Source organism: Microbacterium sp. BH-3-3-3 (assembly GCF_001792815.1).
GTDB lineage: Bacteria > Actinomycetota > Actinomycetes > Actinomycetales > Microbacteriaceae > Microbacterium.
In genome coordinates, this window is record NZ_CP017674.1 from 941,331 (window position 1) to 957,983 (window position 16,653).

The following is a 16,653-nucleotide window of genomic DNA, read 5'->3' on the forward strand; positions in this document are numbered from 1 at the left end:
GCTGCGCGGGTTACGCCGCACCTCTCGTTCGCGTCTCACGGGTGATTCTCGTGTGCCCACCGAAATGGGGACATACTGACCGGATGACGGACGCGTCCTCACCCCGCGAGCGATTCGTCCCGGCCGACCAGGTCGCTCGGACGCTGGGCTTAGGTGTCGCCGACGTCATCGCGCTCGCCCGCGAGGGGCAGCTGCGCGGCGTCGAGATCGGGGAACCGCCACGATGGCGGATCGACCTTGACAGCGTCGATGCCTACCTCGACGAACGGAGCGAGACGGCTCGCCGGGCGGCTCTCTGGCGGCAGTCGCAGGCAGCGAGTTTCCCCGAGCTGTGGGGACGCGGAGACATCCGCCACGACGACTGAACCCGCTCCGGATCCACTCCCCCTCCCCACCTCACCCTTCCCGCGTTTCGTCCACAGAGTCGACGAATGCCCCGGCGGGTGTTCTCCCGCTGGCTTACTCTCGGCCTCATCCCCCCGCTCGTTGGCGCCATTCATGACGACGGAGGGAAGCATGACGCTGCCGCTCACACGCTCGACCGCGACCGGGGGCACCGCCTCCCGCCACGACGACTTCTTCAGCCCGCAGAAGACGTCGGCGGACGCCCTTCCCCCGCCCGAGACGTTCATCCGCAACATCGTGCGGGGCGTGCTCGAGGTGCTGGCCGGTGTTCGCGAGGTGGAACAACTCGCGCGCTGGCTGTCGGAGGAGGTCTACCGGTCCCTGTCAGTGCGAGCGAGCCTCGCGGCACGTGCCCGCAGCGCGCGGCGCGTGGCCGCCCTGCGCGATGTGCACGAGATCCGCAACGTCCATCTCTCGCAGCCCGCCGACGGGGTCGTCGAGGCCACCGTCACCGCGGCCGCCCGCGCACGCACGCGCGCCATCGCCCTGCGCCTCGAGGGCCTCGACGGGCGATGGCGTGTGACGGCGTTGGCGCTGCTGTGACGAAGGTCGATGTTCCCCAGAGGTGCCCCGACATGGGCGCAACGTTCACGCCCATCACACTTCCGCCGTGGGCACCGTCATCCCGGCGTCGGAACCATACGCTGCACTCTCGACGCATCGGGGAGATCCCAGGCCGAGATAATGACATGCAAGGTCGCGAGCACACCGCATGACGGACGCGCAGCCGTCCGGCGAAGTGATCCTGTACCACCGTGAGGATGGTGCTCCGACCCTCCACGTCCGATTCGACGCGGAGACCGTCTGGTTGAGCCAGCAGCAGATCGCGGAACTTTTACAGACGTCACGTACGAACGTCGTCGAACACATCCAGCACGTCTACGACGAGGGTGAACTCGACGAGGCGGCAACCTGTCGGAAATTCCGACAGGTTCGCGTTGAGGGCCCACGCCGTGTAGCGCGCGAGCTTCCCTTCTACAATCTCGACGCCATCCTCTCCGTCGGCTACCGCGTGAAGAGCGCCACGGCCACACAGTTCCGGATCTGGGCCACCCGACAGTTACGCGAATACCTGGTTCGCGGATACGTCGTCAACGAGCAGCGCCTCGAACAACTCGACGCGATCGTCCACATCCTGCACCGCTCAACGGATGAACTCCTATCCGGAGTCGCTGACGTCCTCCAGAGCTACCTCCCCGGACTCACACTCCTCCGCGACTACGACGACGGAAAGATTGACGCCCAATCGTCCGTCATGCCCGCGTGGGAACTGACCCTCGATGACGCACACCACGTAGTCACGCAACTCCGCAAGGAGTTCCCCGCCGACACGCTACTCGGACGAGAACGCGGCGACAGACTCACCGGAATCATCGCAACGCTCTACCAGAGCTTCGACGGCCACGACCTCTACCCGACCGTCGAGGAAAAGGCAGCCAATTTGCTCTACCTCGTCGTGAAAGATCATCCGCTCGTGGACGGCAACAAACGCACCGCCGCTGCCCTGTTCGTCACCTTCCTCGCCAGGAACGGCATCCTGAACAAAGCGGGCGGCACAAGGCGGATATCAAACAATGCTCTGGCGGCGACCGCCCTACTCGTTGCAATGAGCGACCCGAAGGAAAAAGACGTCATGATCGCACTCGTGACGAGAATGATCACGGAGTAGTCGACGGCGAAGGCCGAGACCAGAATCTACGTAGAAACGTTCAGGAAACTTCCGCGCCCGACCTCGATCACGGCCGCCAGGACGACAGGAAGTTCCCCAACCGCTCGATCGCATCCGAGATCACACGGGCCTCCGGCAGCGTGACGATGCGCACGTGGTCGGTGGCCGGCCAGTTGAAGCCCGACCCCTGCACCAGCAGCACGTGCTCGGCGATGAGGAAGTCGTGCACGAACTTGCCGTCGTCGGGGATCTCGTACACCTCGGGATCGAACCGGGGGAAGGCGTAGAGCGCCCCGCGGGGCAGCACGCACGAGACACCCGGGATCGCTTCGAGTCCCTGCCAGGCGGCATCCCTCTGCTCGTGCAGACGACCGCTCGGGGCGATGAGCGCGTCGATCGACTGCACGCCCGACAGCGCCGCCTGCACCGCGAACTGCGCCGGCACGTTGGGGCACAGACGCGTGGATGCCAGCAGGTTGATGCCCTGCAGGAAGCCCTGTGCGTGGTCTTTGGGCCCGGTGATCGCCAACCATCCCGAGCGGTAGCCCGCGACGCGGTAGGTCTTCGACAGGCCGTTGAAGGTCAGGCACAGCAGGTCGGGCGCGACCGTGGCCATGGGGATGTGCACCGCATCGTCGAACAGGATGCGGTCGTAGATCTCGTCGGCCAGAAGAAGCAGCGAGTGCTCCCGGGCGATGTCGGCGATCCCCTCGAGCACCTCGCGCGAGTAGACCGCGCCCGTGGGGTTGTTGGGGTTGATGATGACGATCGCCTTGGTGCGGGGGGTCACCTTCGCACGGATGTCGTCGAGGTCGGGCTGCCATTCGCGCTGCTCGTCGCACAGGTAATGCACCGGGGTGCCGCCGCCCAGGCTCGTCATCGCCGTCCACAGCGGGTAGTCGGGCGCGGGGATGAGCACCTCGTCACCCTCGTCGAGGAGCGCCTGCATCGTCATGGTGATGAGTTCGGACACCCCGTTGCCGAGGTACACGTGGTCGGGATCGAGGTGGGGGAACCCGGGCTCTTCCTCGTATCGCGAGACCACCGCGCGCCGCGCCGACAGGATGCCGCGGCTGTCGCTGTAGCCGTGCGCGTTGGGGATCGACTGGATCATGTCGCGCACGATCTGATGCGGAGCCTCGAAACCGAACGTGGCGGGGTTGCCCGTGTTGAGCTTCAGGATCGAGTGCCCCTCGGCCTCGAGCCGGTCGGCCTCGACGAGGGCCTCGCCGCGGATCTCGTAGAGGACATCCTTCAGCTTCGAGGACTGGTCGAGGGGGCGTAGCGGGCTCATCGGTTCAGGATATCCCCGTCGGTATCCAGCCAATCGACACCCGGTGGACCGCTCCTGCACCTCCCTGGTGAAACGACGGATGCCGCGCCCCGACGTGGGGGCGCGGCATCCGGGTCGTTCTTACTTCTTCTTTCCGGCGGCGCGGCGGTCGGCGCGGTTCCCGGATGCCGGCTCCTCGCCGTCGGTCCGCTGCCCGAACGCCCCGCGGGCCGCGGCCGGAGCCGTCTCGGTCGCGGGAGCGGCGGCCTGTCCGGACTGACGCAGGCGGTTGGTGGCTGCCTGCTGCACCTGTCCGCGGTCGTTGCGCACCTCGACCTCGCCCGCATCGTTCGCCGCGGAGTACTCGAGGCGCTGCGTCTCGACGGGGCTGACGGTGAGTCCCTTGGCCTCGACCTCGGCGTTGTCGCCCTCGACCTTCTTCACCTCGACTTCGAGGTTGTAGAGGTATCCGACCGACTCCTCCTTGATCTGCCCCATCATCGACTGGAACATCTGGTAGCCCTCGCGCTGGTACTCGATCAGCGGGTCGCGCTGAGCCATGGCACGCAGGCCGATGCCGTCTTTCAGGTAGTCCATCTCGTAGAGGTGCTCGCGCCAGCGGCGGTCGAGCACCTGCAGCACGACACGGCGTTCGAGCTCACGGATAGCCTGCTCGCCGAGGCTCTTCTCGCGGTTCTCGTAGGCGATGCGGGCGTCGGAGATGATCTCGCGCTTGAGCCCCTCGGGGGTGATGCGCCCCTTGTTCCCACCGGCTTCGGCCACGACCTCGTCGATCGACACGCTCACCGGGTACATGGTCTTCAGCTCGGTCCACAGGGCGTCGAAGTCCCACGACTCGGTGTGCCCCGAGCCGGTGTGGTCGTCGATCACCGCGGTGATGGCGTCTTCGATGAAGTGCTGCACGCGGTCGGCGATGTCGTCGCCCTGGAGCATGTGACGGCGGTCGGCGTAGATGGCCTCGCGCTGACGGTTGAGCACGTCGTCGTACTTGAGGACGTTCTTGCGCATCTCGGCGTTGCGCGCCTCGACCTGCGACTGCGCGCTCTTGATCGCGCGCGACACCAGCCCCGACTCGATCGCGACGTCGTCGGGGAAGTTGGTGCGCGCGAGGATCGCTTCGGCCGCACCCGACTGGAACAGCCGCATGAGGTCGTCGGTCAGCGACAGGTAGAAGCGGCTCTCGCCGGGGTCGCCCTGTCGACCCGAACGACCGCGCAGCTGGTTGTCGATGCGGCGCGACTCGTGACGCTCGGTGCCCAGCACGTAGAGCCCGCCGGCCTCGACGACCTTGGCGGCCTCTTCGGCGACGGTGTCGCGCGTGCCCTTGTAGACCGAGTCCCACTCCGACTCGTAGGCCTCGGGCGTCTCGACCGGGTCGAGGTTCTTCGCCTTCATCTCTTGCACGGCGAGGAACTCGGCGTTGCCGCCGAGCATGATGTCGGTGCCACGGCCGGCCATGTTGGTGGCGACCGTCACGGCCCCCAGGCGACCGGCGCGGGCGACGATCTCGGCCTCGCGCGCGTGGTTTTTGGCGTTGAGCACCTCGTGGCGCACGCCCTTCTTCGCCAGCAGACGCGAAAGGTATTCGCTCTTCTCGACGCTGGTGGTGCCGACGAGGACCGGCTGGCCCTTCTCGTGGCGCTCGACGATGTCTTCGACGACCTGCGCGAACTTGGCCGTCTCGTTCTTGTAGACGAGGTCGGACTGGTCCTTGCGCACCATCGGCCGGTTCGTGGGGATGGGCACGACGCCGAGTTTGTAGGTCGACATGAACTCGGCGGCCTCGGTCTCGGCGGTACCGGTCATGCCCGCGAGCTTGTCGTACAGGCGGAAGTAGTTCTGCAGCGTGACGGTGGCGAGGGTCTGGTTCTCGGCCTTGACGGGCACGGCCTCTTTGGCCTCGATCGCCTGATGGATGCCCTCGTTGTAGCGGCGCCCGACGAGGATGCGACCGGTGTGCTCGTCGACGATCATCACCTCGTCGTTCATGACGACGTAGTCGGTGTCGCGCTTGAACAGCGCCATCGCCTTGATGGAGTTGTTGAGGAACGAGATCAGGGGCGTGTTCGCCGACTCGTACAGGTTGTCGATGCCGAGGTAGTCCTCGACCTTCTCGATACCGGGCTCGAGCACGCCGATCGTGCGCTTCTTCTCGTCGACCTCGTAGTCGACGCCGGCCTCGAGGGTGCGGGCGAGCTTCGCGAACTCGGCGAACCAGCGGTTGGCCTCGCCGGATGCCGGACCCGAGATGATCAGCGGGGTACGCGCCTCGTCGATGAGGATCGAGTCGACCTCGTCGACGATCGCGTAGAAGTGTCCGCGCTGCACGAGGTCTTCTTTGCGCCACGCCATGTTGTCGCGCAGGTAATCGAAGCCGAACTCGTTGTTCGTTCCGTAGCTGATGTCGGCCTCGTACTGCTCCCGACGCACCTCGGGGGTCTGTCCGGCCACGACGGTTCCGGTCGTCATGCCGAGAGCACGGTAGACGCGGCCCATGAGCTCCGACTGGTAGCTCGCGAGGAAGTCGTTGACGGTGATGACGTGCACACCCTCACCGGCGATGGCGTTGAGGTAGGCGGGGAGGGCCGCCGTCAGCGTCTTGCCCTCACCGGTCTTCATCTCGGCGATGTTGCCCAGGTGAAGGGCTGCGCCGCCCATGACCTGCACGTCGTAGGGACGCTGACCCAGGGTGCGCTTGGCCGCCTCGCGCACGGCGGCGAAGGCCTCGGGCATGAGCTGATCGAGCGTCTCGCCGGCCTTGTAGCGGGCGCGCAGCTCGACGGTCTCGTTGCGCAGCTCGTCGTCGGTGAGCTGCTCGTAGTCCTCCTCGAGCGCGCCGGTCGCTTTGACCACGCCCTGCAGACGGCGGAGGATGCGCCCCTCACCGGCGCGCAGCAGTTTCTCGAGCGGATTGGCCACGAAGCATCTCCATCTGTCGGGTGCGGCGCCCGCGTGGGCACCGGCCTGCGAACAGGCATACATCGCCCATGTTATCCGTGTTACCCGTTCGTGACCTGCGAGGCGGCCGCAATCCGAAAGTCGGCACTCGCGCCCAAAGCGAACACTCGGCGACGGCCCCTACCCCGCGGCCTAGGATCGACCCATGGCCGGTTTCTGGGGCAAGAGGAAGCGCGAAGAGCAAGACGCGGCGGACGCCGATCTCGCCCGCCGGGCGGAGCTCGCGATCGTCGCCGCCGATGAGCGCGTGCGCCTCACCTCCGACGAGCTGGACTTCGCTCGCGCCGAGCTCGGCGACAAGGCCACCGAAGATCTCGCCGCCGCCCTCGAGTCGGTGCGCACGCACCTCGCCGAGGCGTTCCGGCTGCACCAGCTGAACCACGACGAGATCCCCGACACCAAAGACGAGCTGCGCACGCGCAACGCGCGCATCATCCAGCTGTCGCAGTGGGCCGAAGACCTGCTCGAGGAGCGCACGCAGGTTCTCCAGCCCAAGATCGACGCCGTGCGCCGCGCACCCGAGACGATCGCGCGCGTACGCGCCGACCGCGACCGCCTCGCCGAGCGCGTCCCGAACGCCCGCGAGGTCGTCGAGCGGCTGGCGCGCCGTTACAGCGACTCCGCCCTGCAGCAGATCGGCGGGAATCCCGAAGAGATCGAGCAACTGCTCGACTTCGCCGTGCACACCGCCGCCGTCTCGGAGCGTCGCCGCGAGGCCGGGCAGCGCGAGCAGGCCTCGGTCGCCCTCGAAGCCGCCACCGAATCGGCACGGCGCGCGGAGTCCCTGCTCGACGCGGTCGACATGTTCGAGATCGAAGCGCTCCGCGCGGAGTCCACCCTCGCCGCCGTCGTCGAGGACTCGCGCGGCGACCTCGCCGAAGCCCGTCGCGGCGCCCAGACCCCCGCCGTCACGCAGGCCATGGCCGACCTGGAGCGTGCTCTGGCGGCACTGCCGGCATCCGGAACCCGCACCGACCCGTTCGCGGCGCTGTCGTCCCTGCGGCAGGCCAACGCCGCTCTCGACCACGCGCGCGAGCGCGCCTCACGTCCCGTCCCCTCTCAGGAACAGGTCGAGCATGCAATCGACGACGCCGACCGTCAGCTCGCCGTCGCCCGCGGCCTGATCACCGGCCACCGCGGGTGGATCGGAGCCGACGCGCGGACGCGCTTCGTCGAGGCCGAGCGGTTGCGCGCGGGGCTCCCCCTGGGGCCGGTCGCCGAAGACGATCGCGAGACGGTGTTGGCCACCGCCCGCCGGGCCGGGTCGCTCGCCTCGGAATCCCTGCAGATCGCCCAGCGCGACATCGAGCAGTCCCGACCCAACGAATGGGACGGCAGCGGGCGCGGCGGCGGTTACGGCCGCGGCGGCGGCGGAATGGGCGGCGGCAACATGGTCGGCGGCATGCTGGGCGGTCTCGTCATCGGCTCGCTGCTCGGCGACATCTTCGACGGCTGAGCACGGCCGGATCCGCTTCGTACGGCGGATGACGCGGGTCCCGCGCTGCGGGGCGCGGCTGCGCGAACCCGCGGGCGCCTCTGCGCGACAGCAGCTCCTCCCGGGGATCACCCGCCGGGTGATCCCCGGGATTGCACGGTGGAGCCGCGCTCCCCCGCGACTGCTGACGTTCTGCCGGATCAAGGCGACTTCACCCGGTCTCGGAATCATGTGTGGCTTCCGATCTCGACGGACGGTGACGTGAAGGGTGAAAATTCGACTCATCAGGGTCGCCCCGAACGAACCACCTTCCCGAGTGGAGCGCGCCAGCATGAACATCACCCCCTCAGATTCCCTCGCCCCCGTCACGGCGTCCGGGCCGTCCCGCCGCGCACTCCTCGGTGGAGCGGCCTGGAGCGTTCCCGCCATCGTCGTGATGACCACTGCTCCCGCCTACGCGGCCGGTAGCGAGCTCGGGACGCTGGGCGTCACGACGCCGAACATGCAGGTCGTCGCCGCGGGCACGACCGCCGTCACCGCGCTTCTCCGCGACACCGCAAACCAGCCCCTCGCAGGAAGGGCCGTGACGTTCACCGGCCCGGCCGGCTCCAGCTTCTCGCCCGCCACCGCCACGACCAACGGTTCCGGCATCGCCACCACGACCCTCACCACCACCGACACCTGGGCCACGCCCGGCAGCTCCCTGCCGCTCACCGCGACCAGCACCGGTATCACGGGCACAGCCACCCTCAGCGTGCTCGGTGCCAACGCCTACGCCACCGGCAACAACGCCAATTCCGCCCTCGGCACCGGCTCCTCGGCCACGGCGATCTCGACGCCCGCCCAGCTGTCGCTCGTCTTCCCCTCCCCGGTGAAGAGCCTCACCGGCGCGCCCGGCTTCTCCCTGGCTCTGCTCGACGACGGCACCGTCTGGGGCATCGGAGACAACTCCGTCGGACAACTCGGCGACGGCACCACCACCACACGAACCACGTGGGCGAAGATTCCCAGCCTGTCGGGAGTCACACAGATCGCCGTCGCCGGGTCGAGGAGTGGGTACGCCCTGCTGTCCACCGGCCAGGTCCGCGCGTGGGGCTCCAACGTCAATGGCGAGCTCGGCAACGGCACCACCACGAACAGCCCCACACCCGTCGCCGTCAGCACCCTGACCGGCGCCACCCAGATCGCCGCAGGCACCTCGAGCGCCTACGCCATCGTCGCCGGCGGGCAGGTGCGCGCCTGGGGCCTCAACGATCAAGGCCAGCTCGGCAACGGCACCACCACGAACAGCACCACACCCGTCACCGTCCAGAACATCACCGGCGCCACCCAGATCGCCGCGGGCGCGTTCAGCGGATTCGCTCTCGTCGGCGGAACGGTCCGGGCATGGGGCTCCAACGCCGTCGGGACGCTCGGCAACGGGACGAACACGAGCAGCAGCATCCCGGTAACGGTGCAGAACATCACTGGCGCCACCCAGATCGCCGCAGGACTCTCCACCGGCTACGCGCTCGTCGGCGGACAGGTCCGCGCCTGGGGAAACAGCGGCAACGGGGCGCTCGGCAACGGCACGGGCAGCAGCACCAACACCCCCGTCACCGTCTGCCAACTCACCGGCACCAACCAGCTCGACCCACTCACCGGTATCACCCAGATCGACGCCGGCAACTTCAGCGGGTACGCCGTCAACAACACCGGCACCGTGTACGCCTGGGGAAACAACGCCCAGGGAGAACTGGGCATCGGCAGCACCCCCAGCACCACCAACACCGCCGTCACGGTCCCCGGCATCGGCGGCACCCCCACGATCGGCAAAGCCCGCATCAAAGGAGGAGCCAAGATGTTCTTCCTCCGCACCGGTAGCGACACCCTCAGCGTCACGACGTCGAACATGCAGGTCGTCGCCGCGGGTACGACCGTCGTCACCGCGGTGCTTCGCGACAGCGCGAACCAGCCTCTCGTCGGAAAGGCCGTGACGTTCACGGGGCCGGCCGGCTCCAGCTTCTCGCCCGCCACCGCCACGACCAACGGTTCCGGCATCGCCACCACGACCCTCACGACCACCGACACCTGGGCCACGCCCGGCAGCTCCTTGCTGCTCACCGCGGCCAGCACCGGCGTCACCGGCACGGCCACCCTCACGGTGCTGGGCGCCAACGCCTACGCCACCGGCAACAACGACAATTCCTCCCTCGGCATCGGCTCCTCGGCCACGACGATCTCGACACCCGCCCAGCTGTCGCTCGTCTTCCCCTCCCCCGTGAAGAGCCTCACCGCCGCGTCCGGCTTCTCTCTGGCCCTGCTCCATGACGGCACCGTCTGGAGCATCGGAGACAACTCCCTCGGACAACTCGGCGACGGCACGACCACCACCCGAACCACGTGGGCGAAGATTCCCAGCCTGTCGGGGGTCACACAGATCGCCGCCACCGCGTCGAGAAGCGGGTACGCCCTGCTATCCAACGGCCAGGTGCGCGCCTGGGGGTCCAACGTCAATGGCGAGCTCGGCAACGGCACCACCACGAACAGCCCCACACCCGTCACCGTCAGCACCCTGACCGACGCCACCCAGATCGCCGCAGGCAGCGGGAGCGGCTACGCGATCGTCGCCGGTGGGCAGGTGCGAGCCTGGGGTCTCAACGATCGAAGCCAGCTCGGCAACGGCTCCTCCACGAACAGCACCACACCCGTCGCCGTCCAGAACATCACCGGCGCGACCCAGATCGCCGCGGGCTCGTTCAGCGGATTCGCCCTCGTCGGTGGCGGAACGATTCGGGCATGGGGCTCCAACGCCGTCGGGGCGCTCGGCAACGGAACCAACACGAACAGCTCCGTCCCCGTGACGGTGCAGAACATCACCGGCGCCACCCAGATCGCCGCAGGACTCTCCACCGGCTACGCGCTCGTCGGCGGACAGGTCCGCGCCTGGGGATACAACGCCAACGGAGGGCTCGGCAACGGCACGAACACGGATAGCAACACCCCCGTCACCGTCCAGAACATCACCGGCATCACCCAGATCGACGCCGGTTACTTCAGCGGGTACGCCGTCAACAACACCGGCACCGTCTACGCGTGGGGTAACAACCCCCAGGGAGAACTGGGCATCGGCAACACCACCAACACCAACACCCCCGTCACGGTCCAAGGCCTCGGCGGCACCCCCACGATCGGCCAAGCCCGCAACAGGGGAGGCGCCAAGATGTTCTTCATCCGCTGATCCCCGGCAGATCGCATGACGGAGCCCCTGTCCTTCCGGACAGGGGCTCCGTCATGCGGCAGGGTGCGTCAGGACGCGATCTGCTCCGCCGGTGGGGCCTGCGCGGCGAGCGCGATCACGCCGTAGTCCCAGCCCTTGCGGCGGTAGACGACGCTCGGGTGGTCGGTGCGGGCGTCGATGAAGAGGAAGAAGTCGTGGCCGACGAGCTCCATACGATCGACGGCGTCCTCGACCGTCATCCACTCGGCGCCGAACTCCTTCTGGCGGATGACGACGGGCGAGTACTCCGCCTCGTCGACATCGGAATCCTGGACCGGCACCTCACCGGTGGCGACGGCGCGCAGCACCTCGACGGAAGCGGGCTCGACATCGATACCCGCCAATTCGCCGGTGCCCTTCTCGAACCGTGCCCCGCGGGGGTGGTTTCGGGCGTCGACGCGCTTGTCTTTCGCGCGCCGCACCTGCTCGGAGATCTTGTCGACCGCGAGGTCGAGAGCGGCGAACTTATCGGCATCGGTGGCCTCGGCTCGGACCACCGGGCCCTTGCCGTCGAGGGTCAGCTCGACGGTGTCGTCTTCCATGCGCCCGTTGCGGTACGAGCGGTGGGTGACCTTGACTTCGAGAGTCTGAGCGCGGGGCGCCAGGTGCTCGATGCGACTGACCTTCTCTTCAACCACGGTGCGGAAACGATCGGTGATACCGACTCCCACTCCGACGATGTTGGTGTCCATCAGTGACCTCCTTGTTCCGGGTTCCGCCCGGTCTAAGGGCGGAACATCCGTCGCCTTCAGTCATCCCCACGCTAGTCCGACGCCACCGCCCTGTCACGTAGCAATCACCTGCGATTCACCTTCTGATGCGCTGCGACGCGGCGTGTACGCGAGCGCGACGGCCCTCACCTCGGCGGCTCCCGCCGCTCGGAGGGCCCGCGTCGCCTCGATGAGCGTGGCCCCGGTCGTCACCACGTCGTCGACGACGACCACCCGGCGCCCGACGACGGACCGCGCGGCGAAGGCTCCCCCGACGTTCTGCTGTCGGGCGATGCGATCGAGGCCGCGCTGATCGGCCGGCGTGCGCCGCACCCGCAGCACGCGCTCCGGATGCCACCCCGCCCGACGCACCAGCAACTCGACCGGTCGATAGCCGCGGCGCCGGAAGGCCGCAGCCGACGAGGGCACCGGAACGACGAGGGCGCCGGAGACCGCCGCCGCACGCAAGACATCGGCGAGAGCGGGGGCGAGATCTCGGGCGAGGGAGGTGCGACCTTCTTCTTTGAGGGCGCGCAGGACCCGCGCCGGCACCCCTGAGAACTCGAGCGCGCACAGCACGGGCACCCCCGGCCCCACCTCGCGCGGGACGGGGACGGCGGCCAGAGCCCGGCGGCATCCGGAGCACAGGGACTCATCGAGCGCGCCGCAGCCGGCGCACGCCAGCGGAAGCCAGAAGGTCAGGGCATCGCGGAGGGCCGATGAGATCGTGTCGACGAGCGCAGGACGAGACATGCGGGCCATCGTTCCGGACGCCCCCGCTCGGGCGCAGGGCGAAATGCCCCAACCGTGGACGGATGCCACACCGACCGCGCTGGGGAGAAGCCGCGCCCGCTCAGGACGTGGTGCCCTGCTGCGCCGCCAGCACCCGGATGTTGGAGGCCACCAGGGTCCACGAGCTTCCGCGCCGACTGTAGAGGCGCCCCTGATCGTCGAGCACGCGGACGCTCGTGCTCCCCGCGGCGAGCGTGCGCGCCCCCTCGGGCGCCTGCGCCTCGGTGCCGCGACCGCCCACGCTGAGCTCGCTCAAGCGGCTGACATCGTCGACCGACGAGAGGACGCCGATGGTGGTGTCGTCGAGCCACGCGAGGTCGAACGCCCCCTGCTGCGAGAACGACAGCACGTGCGGCGGACCGAGGTCGATCTCGCCCGCCGAGCGCAGGATGCCGGCGACCCACACCTCGCGCGCACCCGACACGGTGACGATGGCCGCCACCCTCGTACCATCACGGGAGATCTGCATCGCGGTGATCTCGGAGGCATCGGGCCACGCATTGCCGACGTCGCGGGGAACCCCTTCGGGCGTGATGACGTGCAGCTGCGCGGGGGCCGCACTCGGCACGCTCCAGATCGCTCCCTCGGCGTCGATCGTGGGGGCGATGAGGCCCGGGCGGTCGTCGAGCAGGAACGTCCGACCGTCGGCGAGCGCGCTCGCCACCGTTCCCTGCTGCGTGCGCACCGCCGCCAGGCTGCGGTCGGCTTCGAGTTCCACCATCGTCGGCGCCAGGGACTCGATCGCGTCGGACAGACCCGGGATCGACTCGACCTGGTCGCCCGACAGGGCGCCGAACACGCCGAGCGAGGTGAGCACCGCCGGCGAGGGATCGATGCGCGTCACGCGCACGGCGACCTCGGAGGCGGTGACCGGGGTGCCCTCCACCGTCATCTGCACCTCGCTGATGCCGGCCGACGAGAGGCTGCGCGCCAGTTGGGTCTGCATGCGGTCGAGGGTCGTGCGGTCCAGGCTCAGAGCCGCCCGCGGCAGTTGCACCTGAGCGACTCCCCCCGACGACAGCGTCACCGAGCGCCCCACGAGCGACAGCTCTTCGGGGAAGGCGTTGCGCACGGCGCCCGACAGCCACGAGCTCGGCTGACCGTCGACCAGGGCCGTCGCGACGCGACTGGCCACCAGCGCACGGGGGAACCATCGCACGTCGGGGACGATGAAGCTCCACGTCGGGTCGAAGTACGCGATGGATGCCGACTGGTAGACCGTCGGGAACACTTCCTCGTACAGCACGACCCCGTCGGGGGCGGAGGTGATGCGCCACTGGCCGTCGACCTGCGCGAGGGCGAAGGACAGGGTCTGGGCGCTGCCCGTGGCGGCCGGGGCGTAGGCGCCGTCGGCATCCACCCCCGCCACCGTCGACAGCGACACCGTCACCACCGAGCCGTCGGCGGAGGGCGCGGCGCGGCGCGCGGCGAGCGTATCGATCGTCACGCGGGCGCGGGGGTCCCACGTGGCACCGGGCGACAGGAACAGCTTCGCGGTCGCCCAGTCGTCGGCCGGCCCCGAGCCCGCGCGCAGGAACCCCTCGACGATCTCGGCCGGCGACGCGTCGTCCTGCGGACCGTCGGGCACGAACGCGAACGCCTGCGCGTCGTCGCTCTGCGGGCCGCGGCCGGGGTTGACGTACCCGGTGGTCGGCAATCCGGTGCACGCCGTCAGGGCGAGCACGAGAGCGAGGCTGACGAGGGCCAGGGCGCGTCTCACGGCATCCTCCCGAAGGTCGAGCGGTTGAGCGAGATGGGCTGGGTGAGCCCCAGCGCCTCGAGGGCGCCGCCCTGCTCGTCGTCGGGGACGAGAGGCAGGGGCGAGGCGCCCACGGGTCGTCCGTCTCGGGGCAGGGTGAGCACGAAGTTGGACCCCCGGCCCGGTTCCGACCACACCGCCAGGGTGCCGCCGTGCAGCCGCGCGTCGCCCAGGGCGATCGACAGGCCCAGACCCGTGCCGCCGATCGTGCGCACCCGCGACGGGTCGGCCCGCCAGAACCGGTCGAACACGCGCTCGACGTCGTCGGCCTTCATGCCCAGACCGAAGTCGCGCACGCCGAGCGCCACCGCGTCGCGGTTGCTGTCGACCGAGACGACGATCGGCCGCCCCTCGCCGTGCTCGATGGCGTTTCCGAGCAGGTTGCGCACCACGCGCCGCACGCGGCGGGCGTCCATGTCGACGGGGGTGTACCCGCCGGGTGCGACCAGGCGCACGTCGGAGCCGTGCCCCTCGGCGAGCTGCTCCATCGAGAGGATCACGTCTTCGGCGAGATGGGCGAGGCTCGTGGCCTCGAGCTCGAGCTGCACGGAGCCGGCGTCGTACCGGCTGATCTCGAGCAGGTCGGTGAGCAGCACCTCGAAGCGCTGCACCTGCGCGTGCAGCAGCTCGGCCGCGCGCCCCGTGACCGGATCGAACTCCTCGCGCTGGTCGTTGATGATGTCGGCGGCGAGGCGGATCGTCGTCAGCGGCGTGCGCAGCTCGTGCGAGACGTCGGACACGAAGCGCTGCTGCACGAGCGAGAGGTCGGCCAGCTCCTTGATCTGCGACTCGATGCTGTCGGCCATGGCGTTGAACGACCGGTTCAGCGTCGCCAGCTCGTCTTCGCCGCGCACGGGAAGACGCACGCCCAGATCGCCCGCCGCGAGCTTCGCGCTGGTCTCGGCGGCATCCGCGATGGGCGTGGTGATCGAGCGCAGCACGAACCACGCGATCGAACCGATGAGCACCACCAGGATCAGACCCACCACCCACAGCAGCACCTGGACGAACGCGAGGGTCTGCGAGGCGCTGATGAGGTCGTACCCCATGTACAGCTCGTAGGAATCGACCCCGTCTTCGGCCGGGAAGCGCAGTTGATGACCGACCAGGATGCCCGGAACGTCGCGGCCCCCGTCGGAGGGCAACGCCACCGACTGCCACCACTGCAGATCGGGACTCGACTGCACCTGTTTGCGCAGCGCGTCGGAGACGAGGCCCGACTCGAACGCGGGCGAGATGAACGGCTGCGGCGCCAGGGGCGAGGGCGGACCGATGCGGTACAGCGCGATCAGATCGCTCGAGGACTGCTGCGACAGCCGCGTCGCGATGCCGTTCATGAGCGTCTGCGCCGCGGCTGGATCGGTCGAGTCGACGGCCGCGTCGAGCGTGGCCTGCGCCGACGCGGTCGCGCGCTGGGCCTCGAGGAGCACCTGGTCCTTGCGGGCGGTGAACAGCTCGTTCTGGATGACGAGGGCCATCGCCACGCACGTGACGAGGATGGTCACGGCGGTGAGGGCCACCGTGATGAGGATCGTGCGGAAGCGCAGGGAGCGTCGCCACAGCGTCGCCAGGCGATCGCGGACCGCCCGCCAATCGCGCCAGCTGCTGACCCGCGGCGGGAGCGTCCGCACCGCGCCCGTCATCGCGCGCTCAGGCCACCGCGCCGGCGCGGTAGCCCACGCCGCGCACGGTGGTGACGATCCGCGGGTTGTCGGGGTCGGCCTCGATCTTGGCGCGCAGGCGCTGCACGTGCACGTTCACCAGACGGGTGTCGGCCTTGTAGTGGTAGCCCCACACCTGCTCGAGCAGCATCTCGCGCGAGAACACCTGCTGCGGCTTCTCGGCCAGGGCGACGAGCAGTTCGAACTCGAGCGGCGTCAGCGCGATCGGGCTGTCGCCGCGGCGCACCTCGTGCGCGGCGACGTCGACGACGAGGTCGCCGATGCGCAGCGTCTCGTCGACGGGAGCCTGGGACGGCCGCAGACGCGTGCGGATGCGAGCCACCAGCTCCTTGGGGTTGAACGGCTTCATGATGTAGTCGTCGGCGCCCGACTCGAGACCCTTCACCAGGTCGGCGGTGTCGGTGCGCGCGGTGAGCATGATGATCGGCACGCCGGACTCGGCGCGCACGCGCGTGCAGATCTCGATGCCGTCGACCCCCGGCAGCATGAGGTCGAGCAGGATGAGGTCGGGCCGCTCGGTGCGCCACGCGTCGACGGCCTGGGCGCCGTCCGCGCAGAAGACCGTGTCGAATCCTTCGGTGCGCAGCACGATGCCGATCATCTCGGCCAGCGCGGTGTCGTCGTCGACCACCAGGATCCGTGAAGTCATTCGGGGGTACGTCTTCCGTCTCGAACCCGTGCGGCACGGGC

At 69.1% G+C, this 16,653-nt stretch carries 12 protein-coding genes; 5 read left to right on the top strand and 7 right to left on the bottom strand.

Going from position 1 to position 16,653, the window contains the following annotated elements; genetic code table 11:
- Positions 1–83 precede the first annotated feature (83 nt).
- The 3 genes from BJP65_RS04455 to rhuM all read left to right on the top strand — a co-directional run bounded on the left by BJP65_RS04455 (position 84) and on the right by rhuM (position 2,074).
- Positions 84–365 (top strand): helix-turn-helix domain-containing protein, encoded by a 282-nt coding sequence (locus BJP65_RS04455; protein WP_070408350.1) that lies wholly within the window; start codon positions 84–86, stop codon positions 363–365.
- Between the two features lie 151 nt (positions 366–516).
- On the top strand, positions 517–948 hold the full coding sequence (locus BJP65_RS04460; protein ID WP_070408351.1) for an Rv3235 family protein: 432 nt from the start codon (positions 517–519) through the stop codon (positions 946–948).
- A gap of 169 nt (positions 949–1,117) precedes the next feature.
- A complete protein-coding gene (rhuM, locus tag BJP65_RS04465) occupies positions 1,118–2,074 on the top strand; it encodes a RhuM family protein (protein ID WP_070408352.1) in 957 nt (318 codons plus the stop codon).
- Between the two features lie 67 nt (positions 2,075–2,141).
- On the opposite strand, the gene BJP65_RS04470 is transcribed toward rhuM, so the two are convergent.
- Positions 2,142–3,368, bottom strand: coding sequence for a pyridoxal phosphate-dependent aminotransferase (locus BJP65_RS04470; protein WP_070408353.1), 1,227 nt, complete (start codon positions 3,366–3,368; stop codon positions 2,142–2,144).
- Between the two features lie 120 nt (positions 3,369–3,488).
- Positions 3,489–6,287 (bottom strand): preprotein translocase subunit SecA, encoded by a 2,799-nt coding sequence (gene secA, locus BJP65_RS04475; protein ID WP_070408354.1) that lies wholly within the window; start codon positions 6,285–6,287, stop codon positions 3,489–3,491.
- 184 nt (positions 6,288–6,471) lie between these two features.
- Between secA and BJP65_RS04480 the strand changes: the two genes are divergently transcribed.
- Positions 6,472–7,782 carry a hypothetical protein gene (locus tag BJP65_RS04480; RefSeq protein ID WP_070408355.1) on the top strand — a complete coding sequence of 437 codons (1,311 nt, stop codon included), beginning with the start codon at positions 6,472–6,474 and terminating at the stop codon, positions 7,780–7,782.
- A 310-nt stretch (positions 7,783–8,092) separates the two neighbouring features.
- The gene (locus BJP65_RS04485; RefSeq protein WP_156784809.1) at positions 8,093–10,981 is read left to right on the top strand and encodes an Ig-like domain-containing protein; all 2,889 of its coding nucleotides are present in this window, start codon (positions 8,093–8,095) and stop codon (positions 10,979–10,981) included.
- A gap of 68 nt (positions 10,982–11,049) precedes the next feature.
- Here the strand turns inward: BJP65_RS04485 and hpf are convergent, their stop codons facing one another.
- From hpf to mtrA, 5 genes are all read right to left on the bottom strand, one after another.
- Positions 11,050–11,712, bottom strand: coding sequence for a ribosome hibernation-promoting factor, HPF/YfiA family (gene hpf, locus BJP65_RS04490; protein WP_055834583.1), 663 nt, complete (start codon positions 11,710–11,712; stop codon positions 11,050–11,052).
- Positions 11,713–11,805: 93 nt separating this feature from the next.
- Positions 11,806–12,483, bottom strand: coding sequence for a ComF family protein (locus BJP65_RS04495; protein WP_070408357.1), 678 nt, complete (start codon positions 12,481–12,483; stop codon positions 11,806–11,808).
- 100 nt (positions 12,484–12,583) lie between these two features.
- On the bottom strand, positions 12,584–14,242 hold the full coding sequence (locus BJP65_RS04500) for an LpqB family beta-propeller domain-containing protein (RefSeq protein WP_070408358.1): 1,659 nt from the start codon (positions 14,240–14,242) through the stop codon (positions 12,584–12,586).
- Positions 14,239–15,924 (bottom strand): MtrAB system histidine kinase MtrB, encoded by a 1,686-nt coding sequence (gene mtrB, locus BJP65_RS04505; RefSeq protein WP_070408359.1) that lies wholly within the window; start codon positions 15,922–15,924, stop codon positions 14,239–14,241. Before mtrB ends, BJP65_RS04500 begins: the two co-directional genes overlap by 4 nt.
- A 7-nt stretch (positions 15,925–15,931) precedes the next feature.
- Positions 15,932–16,612 (bottom strand): MtrAB system response regulator MtrA, encoded by a 681-nt coding sequence (mtrA, locus tag BJP65_RS04510; protein ID WP_055834573.1) that lies wholly within the window; start codon positions 16,610–16,612, stop codon positions 15,932–15,934.
- Between the last annotated feature and the right edge of the window lie 41 nt (positions 16,613–16,653).